Raw genomic sequence first — 18,346 nt, 5'->3', positions numbered from 1 at the left:
CATCAACTCCGAGTTCGGCCAGGCCGACGTGGTGCTGGTGCTCGGTGCCAACGACGTGGTCAACCCGGCGGCGAAGAACGATCCGAAATCGCCGATTGCCGGCATGCCGATCCTCGAGGCGTTCAAGGCCAAGACCATCATCGTCAACAAGCGCTCGATGGCCAGCGGCTACGCCGGTCTGGACAACGAGCTGTTCTACCTGGATAAAACCATGATGGTGTTCGGCGACGCGAAAAAGGTCATCGAAGACATGGTCAAAGCCGTCGAGTAAACATGCTCCAGCGCCCTCCCAAAAAACCTCGGCCTTTAATAGGCTGGGGTGATTTTTGCGATACCACGCCCATGGCCTATCTGCGCAACCTGCGATTGGAGCAGGTGCATCTCGAATTGAGCAATCAAAGTGATGATGCGTCGGTAACCGATATCGCCTTCAAATGGGGCTTTGCCCACTTGGGTCGGTTTGCCCAGGAATATAAAAAACGTTTTGGCGAAGCACCGTCAACGACGCTTGGATTTCGAAGCTGATATTCGATAACTCAAACCAGAGTGATGGCGCCGCAGGGCAATGCGACTCTGCGGCTCACAATCACTCCATCAACCGACCACGGCTGCGATCTTTTAATGGCTTCTCGGTTTAAAGCCTTACGCTAGCGAAAGTCGACTCATTGCGCGCCTGGCTCAGTGCCGACAACGGTCCGGACAACGGCGACAGCACCAGGGCCTGTGGCAGCGGCGTCATCGCGACTTGTTGTGTGGTGTTGGAACTTACACGCTCGTCGCGTGGCGGAATGCCGTAGTACTCGCGGTAGCACTTGGAGAAGTGCGGCGTGGACACGAAACCACAGACCGACGCCACTTCGATGATCGACATCGGCGTTTGTTTGAGCAATTGCCGGGCGCGGATCAGACGCAGCTTCAGGTAATAGCGCGACGGTGAGCAGTGCAGGTACTTCTGGAATAGCCGCTCCAGCTGACGTCGCGAAACGGCGACGTACACCGCCAGTTCGTCGAGGTCGATCGGCTCTTCGAGGTTGGCATCCATCAGCGCCACGATTTCCTGCAACTTCGGCTGGTTGGTGCCGAGCATGTGCTTGAGTGGCACGCGTTGGTGATCCTGCTCGTTGCGAATGCGCTCGTAGACGAACATTTCCGAAATGGCGGCCGACAGTTCACGTCCGTGATCGCGGCTGATCAGGTGCAGCATCATATCCAGTGGCGCGGTGCCGCCGGAGCTGGTGAAGCGGTTCCGGTCGAGGGTGAACAGCCGGGTGCTCATGCTCACCCGAGGAAAGGCTTCCTGCATCGCCGCCAGGCATTCCCAGTGCACACTACAATCGAATCCATCCAGCAAGCCGGCACCGGCCAGCGCCCAGCTACCGGTGCACACCGCACCCAAGCGTTTGGACTGACGTGCCTGACTCTGCAGCCATGACACGTGTGCGCGGGTCACCGTGCGTTGAATTCCGATCCCGCCACAGACAATCACAATGTCGAGCGGCGGCGCTTTGTGCATGGCGGCGTCAGGCGTGATCTGCAGACCGTCACTGGCCCAGACTTGACCGCCATCGACTGTGAGCGTGGTCCAGCGATACAGCTCGCGACCGGACAACTGGTTGGCCATGCGCAGGGGTTCCACGGCGGACGCCAGGGAAATCAGCGTGAAATTGTCCAGCAGCAGAAAGCCGATGGATTGAGGCGCACGGTTCTGGGGTTGGGCCCCGGAGTTGAACGTCGTCATCGCGGTATCTCCTCACACAAAGCGGGTAAACGGCCTCAGGCGCAGGCTCTTTTTATTGCTCGTCCGGCGAGCTATTTGTATTTACCTGCAAAACTCACACCTGACTTCAATGAATCCTTCCATGCGTTCAAAAAACGACATGCCGATGTCTCTATCTCGATGATCGCAAGGGATAAGGTTAAAAGCGAAGGAGATGTGGTCAACCGCTCTACTCATTGGCGGTGAGCAATAAGGTAGCGTTTTTGGGAGGGAATGGCCGAAAACGACAACTTGCTTGCTACCGACATGCACAGGTCGGTTTTCGAAAAGAACAGTGGGCGATGACGTTAGTGATTGCAGCAACCTGAAGTATGCGCCGCGACGGTGCATGGCGGCCTATACCCGGTCTTTACCAGTGGCCGCAGTGTTGCCGGTGGCCTGATGTTGTACGAAATCGCCACCGACAACGTTGGACTGGCCAATGCCGGTGCAGCGGCCCGGGCACAAGGCCCTTCGACCATCGCCAGCAACCGGATACGCAATGGTCTATTCTGGCCACAGTCAATTGGCAGGATTGGTCGAAATTCGGCGACATCGGCATTGACGTAGACACTTCCAGAACCGGTTCACATGAACACTCGCGACGCCAGCTTGCACAAAACCAACGAGGTGGAAATGAAAAGGAATTCTAACAAGGGCTGGACAATGGCTGCGGCGGTCATCGTCGTGGGTTCAACGCTTTTCGCGGGGTGTGCGAGCAAGAACGATCCGATCGCACAGGCGGACAAGGCGGATGTGGCCAAGGGCGTACCTGCGCCAAGTCTCGAGCAGACCAAGGCGATCGCCGAGGAAGGCTTTATCTACGGCTTGCCGCTGGTCATGAACTACGCCGTGATGAACGAGTTCGCGGTGGACTCCAGGTCCAGCCAGTTCAAGGCCCCCTTCAACCAACTGCACAACGATCATAAGGTCGCGACGCCAGCTGACACGGCCATCATTACACCCAACAGCGACACGCCGTACTCCTTTCTCTGGGCCGACCTGCGCGCAGAGCCTCTCGTAATCACCGTGCCGGCAGTTTCCAAAAAGCGCTACTACTCGGTGCAACTGATCGACGGCAACACCTATAACTACGGTTACATCGGCAGCCGGGCAACGGCCAGCGCACCCGGGAGCTATCTGATTGCAGGCCCCGACTGGAAGGGTGCGACTCCCCCTGGCATCGACAAGGTGTTCAGCTCCACGACCCCTTTCGCACTGACGTTGATCCGCACCCAGTTGTTCAATCCAGCCGACATGCCGAATGTCGAGAAGCTGCAGGCGGGTTACAAGCTCCAGCCACTGTCCGCCTTCCTCCATCAACCCGCGCCGCCCGCTGCGTCGAAGATTGATTTCCTGCCGGCTACCACGGAAGGTATCAAGGCCAACTTCTTCGAGTACCTGTCGGCGGCGCTGCAGTATGTGCCAGCATCAGCGGAGGACAAGGAGATCCGTGCCAGGCTGGCCAGCATCGGGGTAGGCCCCGGCCGGAACTTCGAAATCAAAGACCTCTCGCTCGAGCACAAGGCCGTGGTCCTGCTCGGGATGAAGGCCGGCGACGAGAAGGTCGACAAGTTCCTCTCGAGCGGAATGAAGAATATCAACGGCTGGAGCGTCGGCGCGTTCTTCGGCGACCAGGCATTCTACAAAGGCGACTGGCTGATGCGGGCTGGCGCCGCGAAGGCTGGTCTGTACGGTAATGACGCCGCCGAGGCGATGTACCCCATTACGCGTACCGATGGCACCGGCCAGACGTTGAATACCGGCAAGCACAACTACACGCTCACCTTCCCCGCCGGCAAGCTGCCACCGGTCAATGCCTTCTGGTCGGTGACCATGTACGACGGCAAGAGCCAGCTGCTGATCAAGAATCCGCTCAACCGCTACCTGATCAATTCGCCGATGCTGTCGGCCATGAAGAAAAACGCGGACGGTTCGCTGACCCTGTACATCCAGAAGGATTCGCCGGGCAAGACCAAGGAAGCCAACTGGTTGCCGGCGCCTGACGACACGGCCTATCTGGTGATGCGCCTGTATTGGCCGAAGGCTACGCAGCCTTCGATTCTTCCCGCTGGCGCCGGTAGCTGGCAGCCGCCGGCAGTGGTGGCATCGAAGTAACGCGACGCTTGCGACTGCTTGCAGTTGGCAAGCAGTCGTTCGCTTGCTCAGGCTGAGATCCAGCGGGTCCTATTGCCGAAAGGGCTGAGGCCACTGGGTCTGACCTTGAATAGCAGAATCCACTTACGACTGGGAAGCCAGGGAGTGGAATGTGCCGATCAACCTGTTCGTGACGCAATTGTTCAAAGTCGGCAAGCAGCCCATGAGCCTTCAGGCGGGGCCGCGATACTGGGCGCACAGTCCTGAAGATGGTGCACACGGTTGGGGCTTTCGGGTGGCGTACTCACTACTCTTTCCTAAGTGAAACTATCCGTAAGATTCACTTTTAGCGCTCGAATGGTTGAGCGCCTGCGACTCGGTGAAATTCGAGACGTTGCCCCCCCTTGATGAGGATAGATATGAATCAAGATCATCAGGATTCCCGCCTTGGAGGGCACATCAGTGTCTAGCCATGCTGGCTGGCACGAAAATTCGCTACCCAGCCAGAAGTCAGAGGACACGTTGCTGTCATGTCAGCAGCGTTGTTTGATTTGCTGCTTATACTGACCGAGCAGTCTGCGCTTGCCATCCGTCGTGTTTCTCCTCGATCAGTGTCGCGCTCGCGTCGACAAACATCAGGAAAAACATAGCCTTACAGCAAGACAAGGAGCGTTATGAGATATCAAGTCGTGAGCAAACGCGACATTGAATATCGCCTGATTAGCAGTTAGCTGGCCGACTCAATCATCTAATGCGAAAAATGGAGTTTCAGGTTCATGATAACCACACTACCGAGAACATTTGGCTGTGCGATGGTATTGCTCGCGTCCTTTGGATTTACGCACGCCCAAGCAGCGGACATCACTCCCGCCGAAACGAAAGCCATCGCCGAGGAAGGCTACATCTACGGTCTGCCCATCGTGATGAACTACGCAACCATGTACGACTATGCCGTGGACAAGAACTCCGGCCAGTACAAGGCGCCGTTCAACCACATTCACAGCATGCACAATGTCTTTAGCTACAAGGACACGGCCATCGTCTCGCCGAACAGCGACACACCGTATTCCTTGATGTTTATGGATCTGCGTAGCGAGCCGATCGTGCTGTCGGTGCCGACGGTGGAGAAACCGCGGTACTACTCGGTGCAGCTAATTGATAACAGCACCAACAACTTAGGTTACATCGGCAGCCGCACCACCGGCAGCGAAGCCGGCGATTACCTGGTGGTCGGCCCAGACTGGAAGGGTGTGACCCCGCCAGGAATCAAGAAGGTGTTTCGTTCCAGTACACAACTCCTCTTCGTGATCTTTCGCACCCAGCTCTTCAATCCGGCGGACATGCCAAACGTCGAAAAGATCCAGTCCGGTTATGCGGCCCAGCCGCTATCGGCTTATCTCAAGCAGCCCGCGCCGCCTGCCGCGCCGGCGATCAACTTTCCGAAGTTCGACAAGGACCTCGTGAAGACCGACTTCTTCAAGTATCTGGGCTTTGCGTTGCAGTTTGCCCCGGCCACACCGGATGAAGTGGCGATCCGCGCGAGGCTGGCCCGTATGGGCATTGGCGCCGGCAAGGACTTTAACTTCCAGGAACTCTCCGCCGAGCAAAAGGCCGCAGTGGTTGAGGGCATGCAGGCTGGGCATACGAAGGTCCAGAATGCAGTCAATCATCTCGGCACGCAGGTCAATGGCTGGAACATCGTGAGTTCCGGCGGTGATGCCGCGTTCTACAATGGTGATTGGCTAAAGCGTGCCGCCATCGCACAAGCGGGCATCTATGCCAACGACGCCGAAGAGGCGACGTATCCGATGGCCAAGGTCCTGTCCGATGGTAAGCCGCTTGACGGCAGCAAGCACAACTACACCATCACCTTTCCCGCTGGGCAGCTCCCGCCGGTCAACGCCTTCTGGTCGGTGACCATGTACGACGGCAAGTCGCAACTGCTGATCAAGAATCCGATCAATCGCTACATCATCAACTCGCCGATGCTACCCGACATGAAGAAGAATGCAGACGGCTCGTTGACGCTCTACGTCCAGAAGGACTCACCCGGCGCGGACAAGGAAGGCAACTGGCTGCCCGCACCGAATGATCTGATCTACATGGTGATGCGCCTGTATTGGCCGAAGACGGAAACCCCTTCCGTACTGCCTCCTGGCAAAGGCACGTGGAGTCCGCCCGAGATCGTTAAAATCAATTGAGCACCTGACGACCGGTGCAGCGGACGACGCTGGCGCGTCGCCGCTGAACCGGGGCGTTACGTCCGCTGTGATTACCCAAAGGCCGGCGGTGGCCGCAAACCGTATACCTTGTTGTTTTGGCGTTATTTGCACGGCACTCCGCATGCCGCGATTCAACGCAATTGGGTGGATACCCCTCCTCAAGAGGGGGACAGTGTGAGCACAGCCTGTTCACGATGCTCTTAACGCACCGTGTAAATCCTTCCACCGTCCAACAGAGAACAACAATGTTCCCCGGGTCGAACTCGTCGTACACATGACCACTCAATGCCTACGATGACACTCCGTCGTTCTGACCGTCGATGCTGCTGGAGCATCAAGGATCGAGCCAGGAAAGCCGGCGTCCTCAATCTCACACTTTGTTACCGCATACCCCAATCGTGTGTAAAAACCTGCTTTGGTAACAGCCTCGCAGGCTGCCTCCCCCCCTGCGCTAACCTGCCTGAAAAGCCCATCCCAGAGCGCTGTACGCGCTTTCTCAGACGCCCAATCCGCGAATTGGCCGGGTGATTGCATATGCTTGTCTGTACAAGTATCTGCGTGTGCATAAGACATGTTGCCAAGCAGTACCCGTGCTCTTGCGTCACAAGCGCTTTCGATGGTCCCAGGGAATAAAATAATGAAAAAAGCATTTCTCACACTTTCTGCATTGGCTTTGTGTGTGGCTGCCGGTTCTGCGTTGGCCAAGGAGTACAAGGAGTTGCGCTTTGGCGTCGACCCCTCTTATGCGCCGTTCGAATCCAAGGCCGCCGATGGCAGCCTGGTGGGCTTCGATATCGATCTGGGTAACGCGATCTGCGCAGAGCTGAAGGTCAAGTGCAAGTGGGTCGAAAGCGACTTCGACGGCATGATTCCCGGCCTCAAGGCCAACAAGTTCGACGGCGTGATCTCTTCCATGACCGCCACGCCAGCACGTGAGAAAGTTATCGATTTCTCAAACGAGCTGTTCTCTGGCCCGACCGCACTGGTATTCAAGAAAGGCGCGGCCATCGGCACCGATCCGGCCTCCCTCAAGGGCAAGAAAGTCGGCTACGAGCAAGGCACCATCCAGGAAGCCTACGCCAAGGCCGTGCTGGACAAGGCCGGGGTAGAGACCCAGGCCTACGCCAACCAGGATCAGGTGTACGCTGACCTGATCTCCGGACGCCTCGATGCCTCAATCCAGGACATGCTGCAAGCCGAACTGGGCTTCCTGAAGTCGCCACCAGGCGCCGACTTCCAGGTCAGCGAGCCGGTCGAAAGCCCCCTGCTGCCAGCCAAAACCGCCGTGGGCCTGACCAAAGGCAACGCCGAGCTCCAGGCCTTGCTGAACAAAGGTATCCAGGCACTGCACGACAATGGCACCTATGCGGCCGTCCAGCAGAAGCACTTTGGCGATCTGAATCTCTACAGCGGCAAATAATGACCCTGCGCCCATTTCCGGATGGGCACTTTTTTGATTGACGTAGGGCTGCCCAATGCTAGAAAACCTCTTGATGATTATGGGGCTGTCAGGCTTCAGCCTTAAGGGCTTCGGCCCGCTGTTGCTGCAAGGCTCCTGGATGACTGTCAAATTATCCTTTCTGTGCTTGCTGGTGAGCGTAGGCCTGGGCCTGATCGGCGCCAGCGCCAAGCTTTCGAAATCGGCACTGCTGCGCGTCCCTGCGCAGGCCTACACCACGCTGATCCGCGGGGTGCCGGACCTGGTGCTGATGCTGCTGATCTTCTACAGCCTGCAAACCTGGCTGACCTCGTTGACCGATTTCATGGAATGGGAATACATCGAAATCAATCCCTTTAGCGCCGGGGTCATTACCCTGGGCTTCATCTACGGGGCTTATTTCACCGAAACCTTCCGTGGCGCCATCCTCGCCGTACCGCGAGGGCAGATGGAAGCGGCTACCGCCTACGGCCTGACCCGCGCTCAGCGCTTTCGCCTGGTGGTGTTCCCGCAAATGATGCGTTTTGCCCTGCCGGGCATCGGTAATAACTGGATGGTGATCCTCAAGGCCACCGCGCTGGTGTCGATCATTGGCCTGGCCGATCTGGTCAAGGTGGCCCAGGACGCGGGCAAGAGCTCCTATCAGCTGTTCTTCTTCCTGATTCTGGCCGCCTTGATCTATCTGGTGATCACCACCGTTTCGAACTACGTCTTGCGCCGGATGGAAATCTTCTACGCCGCAGGCACCCGGGAGGCCGTGCGATGATCGAGCTACTGCAGGAATACTGGAAACCTTTCCTGTTCCAGGACGGCAATCACATCACCGGGCTGGCCATGACCCTCTGGCTGCTCAGTGCCTCGATCTTCTTCGGCTTCGTGATGTCGATCCCGCTGTCGATTGCCCGGGTCTCGACCAATGTCTGGGTGCGCTGGCCGGTGCAGTTCTACACCTACCTGTTCCGCGGTACGCCTCTCTATATTCAGCTGCTGATTTGCTACACCGGCATTTACAGCCTGGCCGCCGTGCGTGCTCAGCCCGTGCTGGATGCGTTCTTTCGCGATGCGATGAACTGCACCATCCTGGCCTTCGCCCTGAACACCTGCGCCTACACCACGGAGATCTTCGCCGGAGCCATTCGCAGCATGAACCACGGCGAAGTCGAGGCCGCCAAGGCTTACGGACTGACCGGCTGGAGGCTGTATGCCTACGTGATCATGCCGTCGGCCTTGCGTCGCTCGTTGCCGTACTACAGCAACGAAGTGATCCTGATGCTGCACTCGACCACCGTGGCCTTCACCGCGACCATCCCGGACATCCTGAAAGTCGCACGGGACGCCAACTCGGCGACCTTCCTGACCTTCCAGTCGTTCGGCATCGCCGCGTTGATCTACCTGGCAGTCACTTTCTCTCTGGTCGGCCTGTTCCGCCTGGCTGAACGCCGTTGGTTGTCTTTCCTCGGCCCGGCTCACTAATTCAGGATGCTTGTTCATGTACAAACTGACCGTTGAAAACCTGCACAAAAGTTATGGCAACCATGAAGTCCTCAAGGGCGTTTCGCTAAACGCCAAGACCGGCGATGTGATCAGCCTGATTGGCGCCAGTGGTTCGGGCAAGAGCACCTTTCTGCGTTGCATCAACTTCCTGGAAACGCCCAATGACGGCGCCATGAGCCTGGACAACCAGCCGATTCAAATGGTCCATGACCGCCACGGCATGCGCGTGGCCGACGCCAATGAACTGCAACGCATCCGCACCCGCCTGGCGATGGTGTTCCAGCACTTCAACCTGTGGAGCCACATGACCGTGCTCGAGAACATCACCATGGCCCCACGCCGGGTGCTGGGCGTCAGCAAGAAGGACGCAGAGGATCGCGCCCGGCGCTACCTGGACAAGGTCGGTTTGCCGGCACGGGTGGCCGATCAATACCCGGCGTTTCTCTCGGGTGGTCAGCAGCAACGGGTCGCCATTGCCCGTGCCCTGAGCATGGAACCGGAGATCATGCTGTTCGACGAGCCGACTTCGGCCCTGGACCCGGAACTGGTGGGAGAAGTGCTCAAGGTGATCCAGGGGCTGGCCGAAGAAGGCCGCACCATGATCATGGTGACCCACGAAATGAGCTTTGCGCGCAAAGTGTCGAACCAGGTGCTGTTCCTGCACCAGGGGCGGGTCGAAGAGCAGGGTGCGCCCGAGGACGTATTGGGTAACCCTAAAAGTGAGCGTCTGCAGCAGTTCCTCAGCGGCAACCTGAAGTAACCAGACTGCCTTCGAGCAACCGCAGGGTCGCTCGAAGGCGCTGGCTCAACCCTTCAGGGTGCCTCCAAAGGACCCATTAGATCCAGGGCGGGGGCACGATGCGCGCCCTTTGCCCTTGCCCTTGCCTTGGTCAGGAAGTCCACGCGGGTGGGTCATGGGGCCAGCCGATAGGTGGACTGCACCAACCCCGAAGGAAAGCAGCGGCTGGATAACAGTTTCAAGTCAACATCCTGCTGAAGGCCCCCGAACAATGGCCTACCCGACCCGATCAGTACGGGAACGGTAGTGATCACCATATCGGCGATCAATCCATCGCGCAGGAATGATTGCACCAACTGCCCGCCATCGACATAGACCCGACGCATGCCTTGCCTCGCAAGCTCCTCCATCACCTCCCGGGGTGCGAGGTTGGAAAAGCGTAGCTTGCCCTTCAGCGCCTCGGGCACCGGCGAATCGGCCAGCTGTCCAGACAGCACCACCACGGGTCGGTCGTAAAACCATGTGTCGAAGGTCAGCACTTTCTCATAGCTTCCCCGCCCCATTACGATTACATCTTTGTCGGCGATGAAATCTGAGTAGCCATGATCCTCGGACTGATCATCGCGCTGCAAAAGCCAGTCGATGTCGCCATCGGGCCGGGCGATGAAGCCATCCAGACTGGTGGCGATGAAAACATGTGCAGTGGACATCAGGTGCCCCTTATTTATACGGTGTATGTCAATGCATGATCATAAGCCTAATAAGGCTCACCTTCGATTGCTACCTCTCATAGGTGCGGCCCTCAAAGAGGAGCAACGGGCTCACCGAATTGGAACATCGACGTTCGTTGGTTGAGCGATCGCCCGATCGAAGCCATGAGTTGTAACAATCCGTCAGCGCTGTTTTACAGCCTTTGGGATGGATCAAAACCGGATTTTTCCAGGTCGACAGTGTCTTCATCCAGCTGTCGGCACCGATGACTTTCATGACCCGTTTCAAGTTGTCGGCGAGCACGTGCAAGCCCATCTCGGCACTTAATCGCAGTTTTATGGATTCGCGTGGTGCTGCAGAAGGTTTGTGGGAGGCATCTGATTTTGTCGAACTTGCCCGCTCGGTGGAGAACGTGGAGACACACATTGCCAGCGAGGTTGAAAAGCAAGTGCGTCTACAAAAGCCTTGACTCCTCCAGCTTCCCTGGCTGAACCAGGCATGGAGCAGTCGGCAAATGAAGCCATCATCAATCGCCTCTCTTGTACGGATTGATGTTGCTACCCCTGCCCTCGCAACACCGCAATATCCCTCTTGGGGGGGACGCCAAACAGACGGCTGTATTCGCGGCTGAACTGGGATGGGCTTTCATAGCCGACCTTGAAAGCGGCGCTGGATACGTCCTGGTGTTCATTGAGCATCAACCGTCTTGCTTCATTCAGTCGCAGCCATTTTTGGTACTGCAAGGGGCTCATTGCGGTGAGTTGGCGGAAGTGGTGGTGAAAGGTCGGAGTGCTCATCTGCACACGGGCTGCAAGCTCATCGATGCGAAGCGCCAAGGTGTAATTCAACTTCAACCAATCGATGGCTTTCGCGATCCGATAACCCTGGCCATCGACAGACGTTATTTGTCGAAGCCGGCTCGCCTGATCACTCTGCAGGAGACGGTAGTGAATCTCGCGCTGGATCAAGGGGGCAAGAACAGGGATGGACTCCGGCTCATCGAGCAGGGCCAATAAACGCTCGAATGAGGCCAGCATCGCTGGGGTCACTGAGCCAATTCCTACCCCCTTTGCAACTGATCGATCACGGGTTGGTGGCAGGTCACTTTGCGCTATCAGCTCAGCCAGCATGCGCAGATCGAGTTTCAAGGTCAGCCCCAGGCATGGTTGTTCCGGGCTTGCCGTCAGCACTTCTGAATTTGCAGGCAAATCCAATGAGGTGATCAGAAACCGCGACGTGTCGTAGGGGTAGCCCTCGCCACCTACCCAGAGCTGTTTCTCACCTCGGGCGACAAGGATGATGCTTGGCTCGACCATGCAAACGATGGGCGGTGCTGGATGTTCGCGCCTGAAAAAAACGAGGCCTGCAATGGCCGTTGCATAATCACCTGGTTTGGAGATCTGCGCGCCGATGATCTGCGCAAGCGCTTCTTGTGGCGATAACTGTTGAGGAGCGGTGTCGGGTTTGTTCGTCATATTCGTCTTGTACCTCTTCCCTGAACTCTAACTCGCCAACTCACGACCGTCCTGCAAAAAAACAGAGACTCATAGAATCAGGCAAGTAATCCAGCGCAATGCACTACAGAGGGTCTGGGCAGAGCGGGAGAATGTTCAACCGACAAACCCATCGAGGATGCTCCCATGCTTGTCAAAGCCTACGGTGCTCACGCGGGCGACAAACCCCTTGAGCCAATGCAGATCAACCGCCGAACGCCTGCAGCCCATGATGTTCAGATCGATATCGCCTTCTGTGGCATCTGCCATTCAGATTTGCACCAAGTGCGTGCCGAGTGGGCAGGCACGCAATTTCCCTGCGTACCGGGTCACGAAATTGTCGGCCGTGTATCGGCGGTGGGCGCGCATGTTGCGGATTTCAAAGTCGGCGATCTGGTCGGTGTCGGCTGCATTGTCGACAGCTGTAAACACTGTGACGACTGTGAGACAGGCCTGGAAAACTACTGCGACGCAATGGTCGGCACCTACAACTTTCCGACACCGGACGCACCCGGCTGGACGCTGGGCGGCTACTCGCAAAACATCGTGGTGCATGAGCGCTACGTGTTGCGCATCCGCCATCCCGAGGCACAACTGGCTGCCGTCGCTCCGCTGCTGTGCGCGGGCATCACTACCTACTCCCCTCTGCGCCACTGGAACGCCGGCCCAGGCAAGAAAATAGGCGTGGTCGGCATCGGTGGCCTGGGCCACATGGGCATCAAGCTGGCTCATGCGATGGGCGCCCACGTCGTGGCGTTCACCACCTCTGAATCCAAGCGCGAGGCGGCAAAGGCGTTAGGCGCCGATGAGGTCGTCGTATCGCGCAACGCTGAAGAAATGGCTGCACATACCAAGAGTTTCGACTTCATTCTCAACACCGTCGCAGCCCCCCACGATCTTGATGCGTTTCTGGTGCTGCTCAAGCGTGATGGGGCACTGACTCTGGTCGGTGCGCCCGCCTCGCCACATCCATCGCCGAACGTATTCAACCTGATCATGAAACGCCGAACGATTGCCGGCTCGATGATTGGTGGTATCCCCGAAACACAGGAGATGCTCGATTTCTGCGCCGAGCACGGCATCGTCTCCGATATCGAACTGGTGCGGGCCGATCAGATCAATGAGTCCTATGAACGGATGCTCAAGGGCGACGTCAAGTACCGCTTTGTGATCGACAACTCCACATTGGTTGATTGAGAGCCTCAGATTCAAGAACGCAAATGGACTCCATCCAAAAGTAAGGAATATCGAATGAACAGACTCTTTCTTGCCCTGGGGCTGTTTGTCGCCTCTTTCTCATCAATGGGAGCTGACATGTCTAACGGTGCTGACAACTTCTACAAAAGCGAGAAGGTCATCGCAGAAAAGGTCACCTTTAAAAACCAATACAAGATGAACGTTGTAGGGAACCTCTACATTCCTAAAGGAGTGGATCCCAAGATCAAGAACCCCGCGATCATCGTAGGGCACCCAATGGGCGCGGTGAAAGAACAGAGCTCCAACCTGTATGCCCAGAAGCTCGCCGAGCAAGGTTTCGTGACATTGGCGATTGATCTTTCGTTCTGGGGTGAAAGCGAGGGGCAGCCCCGTCAAGCCGTGTCACCGGACATCTACGCCGAGGACTTCAGCGCGGCGGTGGATTTCCTGGGCACACGGCCTTTCGTTAACCGTGAGCGCATCGGCATCATCGGCATTTGCGGCAGCGGCGCCTTCGTCATCAGCGCGGCCAAGATCGACCCTCGACTGAAGGCAATCGCAACAGTCAGCATGTACAACCACGGCGACCTATACCGCAAAGGTTTGGGTCATTCGACGACCCCAGAGCAGAAACGCACGGCACTCGCCGAAGCTGCAGAACAACGCTATGTGGAATTCACTGGCGGCGCTACCCAGTACACCGCCGGTGCCCCGTTGAAGCTCACAGGCAATGCGATAGGCGATGAGTTTTTTGATTTCTATCGCACTCCTCGCGGTGAAGTCACCCCTGCCGGCGCATCGCCGCAGACGTCCACCATGCCGACACTGACCACCAATGCGAAGTTCTACAATTTCTACCCGTTCGAAGACATCGAGACTATTTCGCCACGTCCACTTCTCTTGATCACGGGCGTCGAGGCTCATTCTCGTGAATACAGTGAAGATGCCTACAAGCGTGCAGCGGAGCCTAAAGAACTGGTCATCGTTCCGGGCGCCAACCACGTCGATCTCTACGACCGGGTCAACCTCATTCCATTCGCCAAGTTGACCACGTTCTTCAAAAGCAACCTTAAGTAGCCCGTTCGGTGCCCTGGCCGGGCATCGCTTCTCTCGTAGCCTCGTCCTCGGGGCTACGACGCTTCGCGCAATACAGGATTCAAACAATGACTGATCACACCACCCCAGTGCCCCATAAATCATGGGGTGCCGTATTCGCCATGTCGCTCGCCGCCTTCGTGCTGGTGGCATCGGAATTCATGCCCGTCAGCCTGCTGACACCCATTGCCGCCGATCTGCATATCACCGAAGGACAAGCCGGTCAGGGCATTTCCGTTTCGGGGCTGTTTGCCTTATTCACCAGCCTTCTTATCCCGCTGGTGGCAGCGCGGGTCGACCGTAAACCGCTGCTTCTTTCACTGACGCTGTTGATGATCCTTTCTGGAACAGTGGTCGCGTTCGCCCCGAACTACTGGGTGTTCATGATCGGCCGCGCGCTGATCGGTATTGCGATAGGTGGCTTCTGGTCATTGTCGGCGGCAACCGCCATGCGCCTGGTGCCTGACGACCAGATCACTCGCGCCATGGCAATCGTCAACGGCGGCAACGCTTTGGCGACTGTGATTGCAGCGCCATTGGGCAGCTTTCTCGGCGCCTTGATTGGCTGGCGCGGTGCATTCTTGTGCGTCATCCCAGTCGCGATAGTCGCTTGTGTATGGCTGTCTGTAAGCCTTCCACCGATGAAATCGCAAAGCGGTTCAGGCACTGGAAACGTCTTCAGGTTGATGAAAAGCGTACCGGTCGCACTAGGCATGGTGGCGGTCAGTGTGTTTTTCATGGGCCAGTTCATGCTGTTTACCTATTTGCGCCCATTCCTTGAAACGGTCACGCACGTCAGTGTCTCCATGCTGTCTTTTATGTTGCTCGTTCTGGGCCTGGCGGGACTTGCCGGAACCTTCCTGATTGAAGCGTTCTTGAAAAATGGCCTGCATCGAACCCTCATCGTCATCCCGATCTTCATGGCGATGATTGCACTGGCGCTTGTTTCATTCGGTAGCTCGGCGACCACCACGACCGTCTTGCTTGGCGCATGGGGACTGGTTGCGACTGCAGCGCCCGTGGGATGGTGGACATGGCTGGCGAGAACGTTGCCAGACGCAGCTGAAGCGGGAGGCGGTTTAATGGTGGCGATCATCCAACTCGCTATTGCGTCTGGCGCAACCGTTGGCGGGCTGGTCTTCGACTCGAGCGGCTATCAAGCGACCTTCGAATTGAGCGCCACTTTGCTAGGTGTGGCGGCCGTTCTTGCCTTCCTGGCTGCACGCGCAGCATCGCGGGAGCCTGTTGCATCGGTCAGCATTGCTTGAAATAACCGCAAGACACGCCAAGGCATGTCTTGTGGTTTCGGTTGAGCATGCGCTCGGAAACTGGACGTGACCGTCAGCGTGCGCTGTCGATGATTTGGCCACCGTCAGGGGTAAGACTGTAACCCGTCAGGAACTGCGCATCCTTGCTGGCAAGGAACAGCACGACCGGCGCAATGTCCTCTTCGGGCGATCCATAACGGCCAAGTGCATTGGTGGGTGCGGGCGCATTGGCAGCAGCCCCCCAAGTGTCCGCAACCGGCATGACATTGTTCACCGTGATCTTGTCTGCGCCCCACTCCCTTGCCGCCGAGCGAGTCAAGGCACGCACCGCCTCCTTTGCCATGTTGTAAGGGGCATAACCCTGCAAGCCGATGACACCGGCCAACGATGCAAAGTTGATGACTCTACCCTCCCCGCTGGCTTTAAGGTGTGGGTAGCAGGCTTGCATCGTCCGCAGATAGGCAATCGGCCCCATTTCCAGATTGCGTTGCAATTGCTCGGCTGACAGATCGAGAACCGATGAGAAGACGGCGCAGGGGTCGAAGGCATTGTTCACCAGGATCCTGCAAACAGCTGGGCAGTAGCGCGGCCAATACCACGACCGGCGCCAGTGACCATGGCTACTTTTCCATTGAGTCGGGACATGTTGATCTCCAGTTATGTGGGGGTTATTAAATGTGCCGTTGTTACTTGCCCGTAGGGTGACTGCACGTCATGAGCAGCGTTTTGAGTCAAGAAAGAAGCGATCAGCAACACGAGGCAGATAACCGCCGGCAAGGCTCCACCAGGCTTGCGGACATTGATATGCGCAAACGCTGAGAGCAGCAGGTGATAAAGCATGCCGGCGTAGGCCAGGTCGCTAAGCGACACATTGATCCGCAACACAATGGCGACCACCGCCAGAATCTTCACTGCAATGAGCATCGACATCAGATTGGCGGGGTAGCCGAGGTCGGCGAGTGCTTGACGAACCCATTCCCTTTTAACCAGGTACAGAGTCGCCGAGGCCAGATACAACAACGACAGCAGTGTCGTACTGATCCAATAAATGTAGATTTCAATCATGGGGTTTTCCTAAGCAAGCGTTAATGCGTCGACTTAGGTCAAAGATGTCGCCTAATATGAAAAGCGACAAGTAGGATGAAAAAGTGGTGCTTAGTATGGAAAACCAGACTATTGATGACGATCAGATCAATATGCACGAGGAAATGCGCCGTGCATTTGCGCTGCTCTCAGGCAAGTGGAAGCTGGAAATCATGTGGTTGTTGAACCAGCGAATCTATCGCTTCGGAGAACTTCGCAAGGCGATCAGCGGCATCACCCAGCACATGCTGACGGCACAACTTCGTGAACTCGAAAACGATGGCCTGGTGTCGCGAACAGTCTTCGCGCAAGTGCCCCCGCGCGTCGAATATGAGATGACGGCAAAGGCCCGTGCACTCGGGCCAACGATGGAAGCACTCGCGTTATGGTGGAGCGAGTATGGGAAAAGCGTTCCGGTGAAACCAAGCTCGCGCGGTCGTAAACCCAGAAGCAGTTAGACATTGAATGTTGTTACCCGATTAACCGCTCCCGAGCAGGTCTGCGCTAATCAAGGTGAGAATACTTAGAGCGCTTTGTTGAGAAGAAAAAAGCTCCCAGATCGCTCCGCAAGCAAACTGCTGAATACGTAACCGAGGGTGACCAAACCGCATGAGTGCGAGTGCTCTTCTCGGCACGCAAATCATGCTTGCGGATTCAAGCAGGGAGAAACCTGTAGGCAGAGCAGTGGGTAAAAAGCTGATCAGGAGATTTTCATCACGCCTGAACATCCATGAAGTCCCTGGCCCAATTCAAATATGTTTCCGGCAACGTGTAGGTGTAGGCCAGTTCGGTAGCGCTTAAGTTCGATGTGTTGCGAGTGAGCTGGCGTTGTTCACGAAGGCAGTCATAGGTCGCTTTAATGGAGGCGAAATAAGCACCATGACCTGCAACAATGATTCGCACTCCTAGCTTGGCCAAGCGTTCGTTGTCGTTGAGTCTCGGGTTTCCGTAAGTGACCAACATCAGTGGAATCGTGATGTGCTCCACGATCTGTTCGAGGTGCGCAAAGTCCTGGATGCCAACAATACAAATGCCATCCGCGCCGGCCCGTTGATAAGCGTGCATTCGGTGAATGACCTCATGCACTGGCAGGACTGATGCGTTGGTTCGAGCAATAATCGAAAGCTCCGGATCAACGCGTGCTTCCAGTGCGGCCCGCACTTTGCCGACGCCCTCTTCAGTGCTGATGAGGTCTGTTGATTTACRCCCGAATTGCGCCGGAAGGAAGGTGTCTTCAATCGTGAGTGCCGCTATTCCTGCGCGCTCCAACTCCTGGACAGTTCGCATGACGTTGAGTGCATTTCCGTAACCGTGATCGGCGTCAGCTATGACAGGCAACTGCGCCACACGGCCTATTCTGGCCGTTTGTTCGACAAATTCAGACAGGGTAATGAGTGCGAAGTCTGGTGCAGTCAGAACCTGCAGAGATGCAACTGATCCACCCAGAATACCCACTTCAAATCCGAGATCGGCGGCAATGCGTGCTGACATCGGATCAAAGACTGAAGCCGTCTGGAAACAGTTACTGGATGCCAGCAGCTCGCGAAACGAACGGCGTAATGCTGGGTGGGAAACTCTGGGCATGATCGCTCCTCACTGTGGCCGTCATCGCGTGAACGATCAGTGCCAACTCAAAAGTGCGGCGAGACTATCACGCAAAAAATAGGTTCTTCACGGAATTCCGGGGAACACATATAACGAAATATCTGTAGGGGCTGCCGAAGGTTCGGGCCGCGTTCGGACGATCTTTTGA

18 protein-coding genes and 3 pseudogenes are annotated in these 18,346 nt (G+C 56.8%); 15 read left to right on the top strand and 6 right to left on the bottom strand.

Annotation, left to right across the window (positions count from 1 at the left end):
• Both AC1DXW_RS29130 and AC1DXW_RS29125 read left to right on the top strand, forming a co-directional pair.
• Positions 1-271, top strand: a 271-nt coding sequence (locus AC1DXW_RS29130; protein WP_477760791.1) for an NAD(P)(+) transhydrogenase (Re/Si-specific) subunit beta, incomplete at its 5' end; no start/stop codon positions are given.
• A gap of 59 nt (positions 272-330) precedes the next feature.
• Positions 331-525: pseudogene (locus AC1DXW_RS29125) on the top strand (helix-turn-helix transcriptional regulator); the annotation flags it as partial.
• Positions 526-634: 109 nt separating this feature from the next.
• Here AC1DXW_RS29125 and gbdR read toward each other — a convergent pair.
• Positions 635-1,738, bottom strand: a complete 1,104-nt coding sequence (gbdR, locus tag AC1DXW_RS29120) for a choline metabolism transcriptional regulator GbdR (RefSeq protein WP_477755498.1) — start codon at positions 1,736-1,738, stop codon at positions 635-637.
• A gap of 363 nt (positions 1,739-2,101) precedes the next feature.
• Between gbdR and AC1DXW_RS29115 the strand changes: the two are divergent.
• The 8 genes and pseudogenes from AC1DXW_RS29115 to AC1DXW_RS29080 all read left to right on the top strand — a co-directional run.
• Positions 2,102-2,248: pseudogene (locus tag AC1DXW_RS29115) on the top strand (transporter); the annotation flags it as partial.
• A gap of 144 nt (positions 2,249-2,392) precedes the next feature.
• Complete coding sequence (locus AC1DXW_RS29110; RefSeq protein ID WP_477760790.1) at positions 2,393-3,874, top strand: DUF1254 domain-containing protein; 1,482 nt, start codon at positions 2,393-2,395, stop codon at positions 3,872-3,874.
• A gap of 115 nt (positions 3,875-3,989) precedes the next feature.
• Positions 3,990-4,178 (top strand): annotated as a pseudogene (locus AC1DXW_RS29105) (transporter); the annotation flags it as partial.
• 487 nt (positions 4,179-4,665) lie between these two features.
• Positions 4,666-6,054, top strand: coding sequence for a DUF1254 domain-containing protein (locus AC1DXW_RS29100; RefSeq protein ID WP_477755501.1), 1,389 nt, complete (start codon positions 4,666-4,668; stop codon positions 6,052-6,054).
• A gap of 658 nt (positions 6,055-6,712) precedes the next feature.
• Complete coding sequence (locus tag AC1DXW_RS29095; RefSeq protein WP_477756848.1) at positions 6,713-7,495, top strand: transporter substrate-binding domain-containing protein; 783 nt, start codon at positions 6,713-6,715, stop codon at positions 7,493-7,495.
• A 55-nt stretch (positions 7,496-7,550) separates the two neighbouring features.
• On the top strand, positions 7,551-8,279 hold the full coding sequence (locus AC1DXW_RS29090; RefSeq protein WP_477756849.1) for an ABC transporter permease: 729 nt from the start codon (positions 7,551-7,553) through the stop codon (positions 8,277-8,279).
• The gene (locus AC1DXW_RS29085; RefSeq protein ID WP_477760789.1) at positions 8,276-8,986 is read left to right on the top strand and encodes an ABC transporter permease; all 711 of its coding nucleotides are present in this window, start codon (positions 8,276-8,278) and stop codon (positions 8,984-8,986) included. Before AC1DXW_RS29090 ends, AC1DXW_RS29085 begins: the two co-directional genes overlap by 4 nt.
• 16 nt (positions 8,987-9,002) lie before the next feature.
• Complete coding sequence (locus AC1DXW_RS29080) at positions 9,003-9,767, top strand: ABC transporter ATP-binding protein (RefSeq protein ID WP_046031503.1); 765 nt, start codon at positions 9,003-9,005, stop codon at positions 9,765-9,767.
• A gap of 152 nt (positions 9,768-9,919) precedes the next feature.
• Here AC1DXW_RS29080 and AC1DXW_RS29075 read toward each other — a convergent pair whose 3' ends face one another.
• Positions 9,920-10,456, bottom strand: a complete 537-nt coding sequence (locus AC1DXW_RS29075) for a dihydrofolate reductase family protein (RefSeq protein WP_477755639.1) — start codon at positions 10,454-10,456, stop codon at positions 9,920-9,922.
• Positions 10,457-10,731: 275 nt separating this feature from the next.
• Between AC1DXW_RS29075 and AC1DXW_RS29070 the strand changes: the two genes are divergently transcribed.
• Complete coding sequence (locus tag AC1DXW_RS29070; protein ID WP_477755638.1) at positions 10,732-10,926, top strand: hypothetical protein; 195 nt, start codon at positions 10,732-10,734, stop codon at positions 10,924-10,926.
• 88 nt (positions 10,927-11,014) lie between these two features.
• Here AC1DXW_RS29070 and AC1DXW_RS29065 read toward each other — a convergent pair whose 3' ends face one another.
• Positions 11,015-11,932 (bottom strand): AraC family transcriptional regulator, encoded by a 918-nt coding sequence (locus AC1DXW_RS29065; RefSeq protein WP_477755637.1) that lies wholly within the window; start codon positions 11,930-11,932, stop codon positions 11,015-11,017.
• Positions 11,933-12,097: 165 nt separating this feature from the next.
• Between AC1DXW_RS29065 and AC1DXW_RS29060 the strand changes: the two genes are divergently transcribed.
• The 3 genes from AC1DXW_RS29060 (at position 12,098) to AC1DXW_RS29050 (ending at position 15,510) form a co-directional block, all read left to right on the top strand.
• Entirely contained in the window at positions 12,098-13,147 is a 1,050-nt protein-coding gene (locus tag AC1DXW_RS29060) for an NAD(P)-dependent alcohol dehydrogenase (RefSeq protein WP_477755636.1), read from the top strand.
• Positions 13,148-13,201: 54 nt separating this feature from the next.
• Complete coding sequence (locus AC1DXW_RS29055) at positions 13,202-14,224, top strand: alpha/beta hydrolase (RefSeq protein ID WP_477760788.1); 1,023 nt, start codon at positions 13,202-13,204, stop codon at positions 14,222-14,224.
• A gap of 86 nt (positions 14,225-14,310) precedes the next feature.
• Entirely contained in the window at positions 14,311-15,510 is a 1,200-nt protein-coding gene (locus AC1DXW_RS29050; RefSeq protein WP_477755634.1) for an MFS transporter, read from the top strand.
• Positions 15,511-15,583: 73 nt separating this feature from the next.
• On the opposite strand, the gene AC1DXW_RS29045 is transcribed toward AC1DXW_RS29050, so the two are convergent.
• Together AC1DXW_RS29045 and AC1DXW_RS29040 are read right to left on the bottom strand one after the other, a co-directional pair.
• On the bottom strand, positions 15,584-16,066 hold the full coding sequence (locus tag AC1DXW_RS29045; RefSeq protein ID WP_477760787.1) for an SDR family NAD(P)-dependent oxidoreductase: 483 nt from the start codon (positions 16,064-16,066) through the stop codon (positions 15,584-15,586).
• 101 nt (positions 16,067-16,167) lie between these two features.
• Positions 16,168-16,575 (bottom strand): DoxX family protein, encoded by a 408-nt coding sequence (locus AC1DXW_RS29040; RefSeq protein ID WP_477755632.1) that lies wholly within the window; start codon positions 16,573-16,575, stop codon positions 16,168-16,170.
• A 95-nt stretch (positions 16,576-16,670) separates the two neighbouring features.
• Here AC1DXW_RS29040 and AC1DXW_RS29035 point away from each other — a divergent pair, with 95 nt between their 5' ends.
• The gene (locus AC1DXW_RS29035) at positions 16,671-17,051 is read left to right on the top strand and encodes a winged helix-turn-helix transcriptional regulator (protein WP_477755631.1); all 381 of its coding nucleotides are present in this window, start codon (positions 16,671-16,673) and stop codon (positions 17,049-17,051) included.
• 256 nt (positions 17,052-17,307) lie between these two features.
• Here the strand turns inward: AC1DXW_RS29035 and AC1DXW_RS29030 are convergent, their stop codons facing one another.
• Entirely contained in the window at positions 17,308-18,177 is an 870-nt protein-coding gene (locus AC1DXW_RS29030; protein ID WP_477760786.1) for an isocitrate lyase/PEP mutase family protein, read from the bottom strand.
• Positions 18,178-18,346 lie beyond the last annotated feature (169 nt).

Source organism: Pseudomonas sp. P4_C4 (assembly GCF_056402055.1).
The sequence above is the reverse complement of the archived record's forward strand: the minus strand, read 5'-3'. Positions and strand labels throughout refer to the sequence as shown.

What these genes read in the sequence shown, in the direction of transcription:
- gbdR (WP_477755498.1), bottom strand. Translation starts at nt 1,738, where the DNA reads ATGACGACGTTCAACTCCGGGGCCCAACCCCAGAACCGTGCGCCTCAA.
- AC1DXW_RS29080 (WP_046031503.1), top strand. Translation starts at nt 9,003, where the DNA reads ATGTACAAACTGACCGTTGAAAACCTGCACAAAAGTTATGGCAACCAT.
- AC1DXW_RS29100 (WP_477755501.1), top strand. Translation starts at nt 4,666, where the DNA reads ATGGTATTGCTCGCGTCCTTTGGATTTACGCACGCCCAAGCAGCGGAC.
- AC1DXW_RS29065 (WP_477755637.1), bottom strand. Translation starts at nt 11,932, where the DNA reads ATGACGAACAAACCCGACACCGCTCCTCAACAGTTATCGCCACAAGAA.
- AC1DXW_RS29035 (WP_477755631.1), top strand. Translation starts at nt 16,671, where the DNA reads ATGGAAAACCAGACTATTGATGACGATCAGATCAATATGCACGAGGAA.
- AC1DXW_RS29075 (WP_477755639.1), bottom strand. Translation starts at nt 10,456, where the DNA reads ATGTCCACTGCACATGTTTTCATCGCCACCAGTCTGGATGGCTTCATC.
- AC1DXW_RS29055 (WP_477760788.1), top strand. Translation starts at nt 13,202, where the DNA reads ATGAACAGACTCTTTCTTGCCCTGGGGCTGTTTGTCGCCTCTTTCTCA.
- AC1DXW_RS29050 (WP_477755634.1), top strand. Translation starts at nt 14,311, where the DNA reads ATGACTGATCACACCACCCCAGTGCCCCATAAATCATGGGGTGCCGTA.
- AC1DXW_RS29085 (WP_477760789.1), top strand. Translation starts at nt 8,276, where the DNA reads ATGATCGAGCTACTGCAGGAATACTGGAAACCTTTCCTGTTCCAGGAC.
- AC1DXW_RS29090 (WP_477756849.1), top strand. Translation starts at nt 7,551, where the DNA reads ATGCTAGAAAACCTCTTGATGATTATGGGGCTGTCAGGCTTCAGCCTT.
- AC1DXW_RS29095 (WP_477756848.1), top strand. Translation starts at nt 6,713, where the DNA reads ATGAAAAAAGCATTTCTCACACTTTCTGCATTGGCTTTGTGTGTGGCT.
- AC1DXW_RS29040 (WP_477755632.1), bottom strand. Translation starts at nt 16,575, where the DNA reads ATGATTGAAATCTACATTTATTGGATCAGTACGACACTGCTGTCGTTG.
- AC1DXW_RS29060 (WP_477755636.1), top strand. Translation starts at nt 12,098, where the DNA reads ATGCTTGTCAAAGCCTACGGTGCTCACGCGGGCGACAAACCCCTTGAG.
- AC1DXW_RS29110 (WP_477760790.1), top strand. Translation starts at nt 2,393, where the DNA reads ATGAAAAGGAATTCTAACAAGGGCTGGACAATGGCTGCGGCGGTCATC.
- AC1DXW_RS29070 (WP_477755638.1), top strand. Translation starts at nt 10,732, where the DNA reads ATGACCCGTTTCAAGTTGTCGGCGAGCACGTGCAAGCCCATCTCGGCA.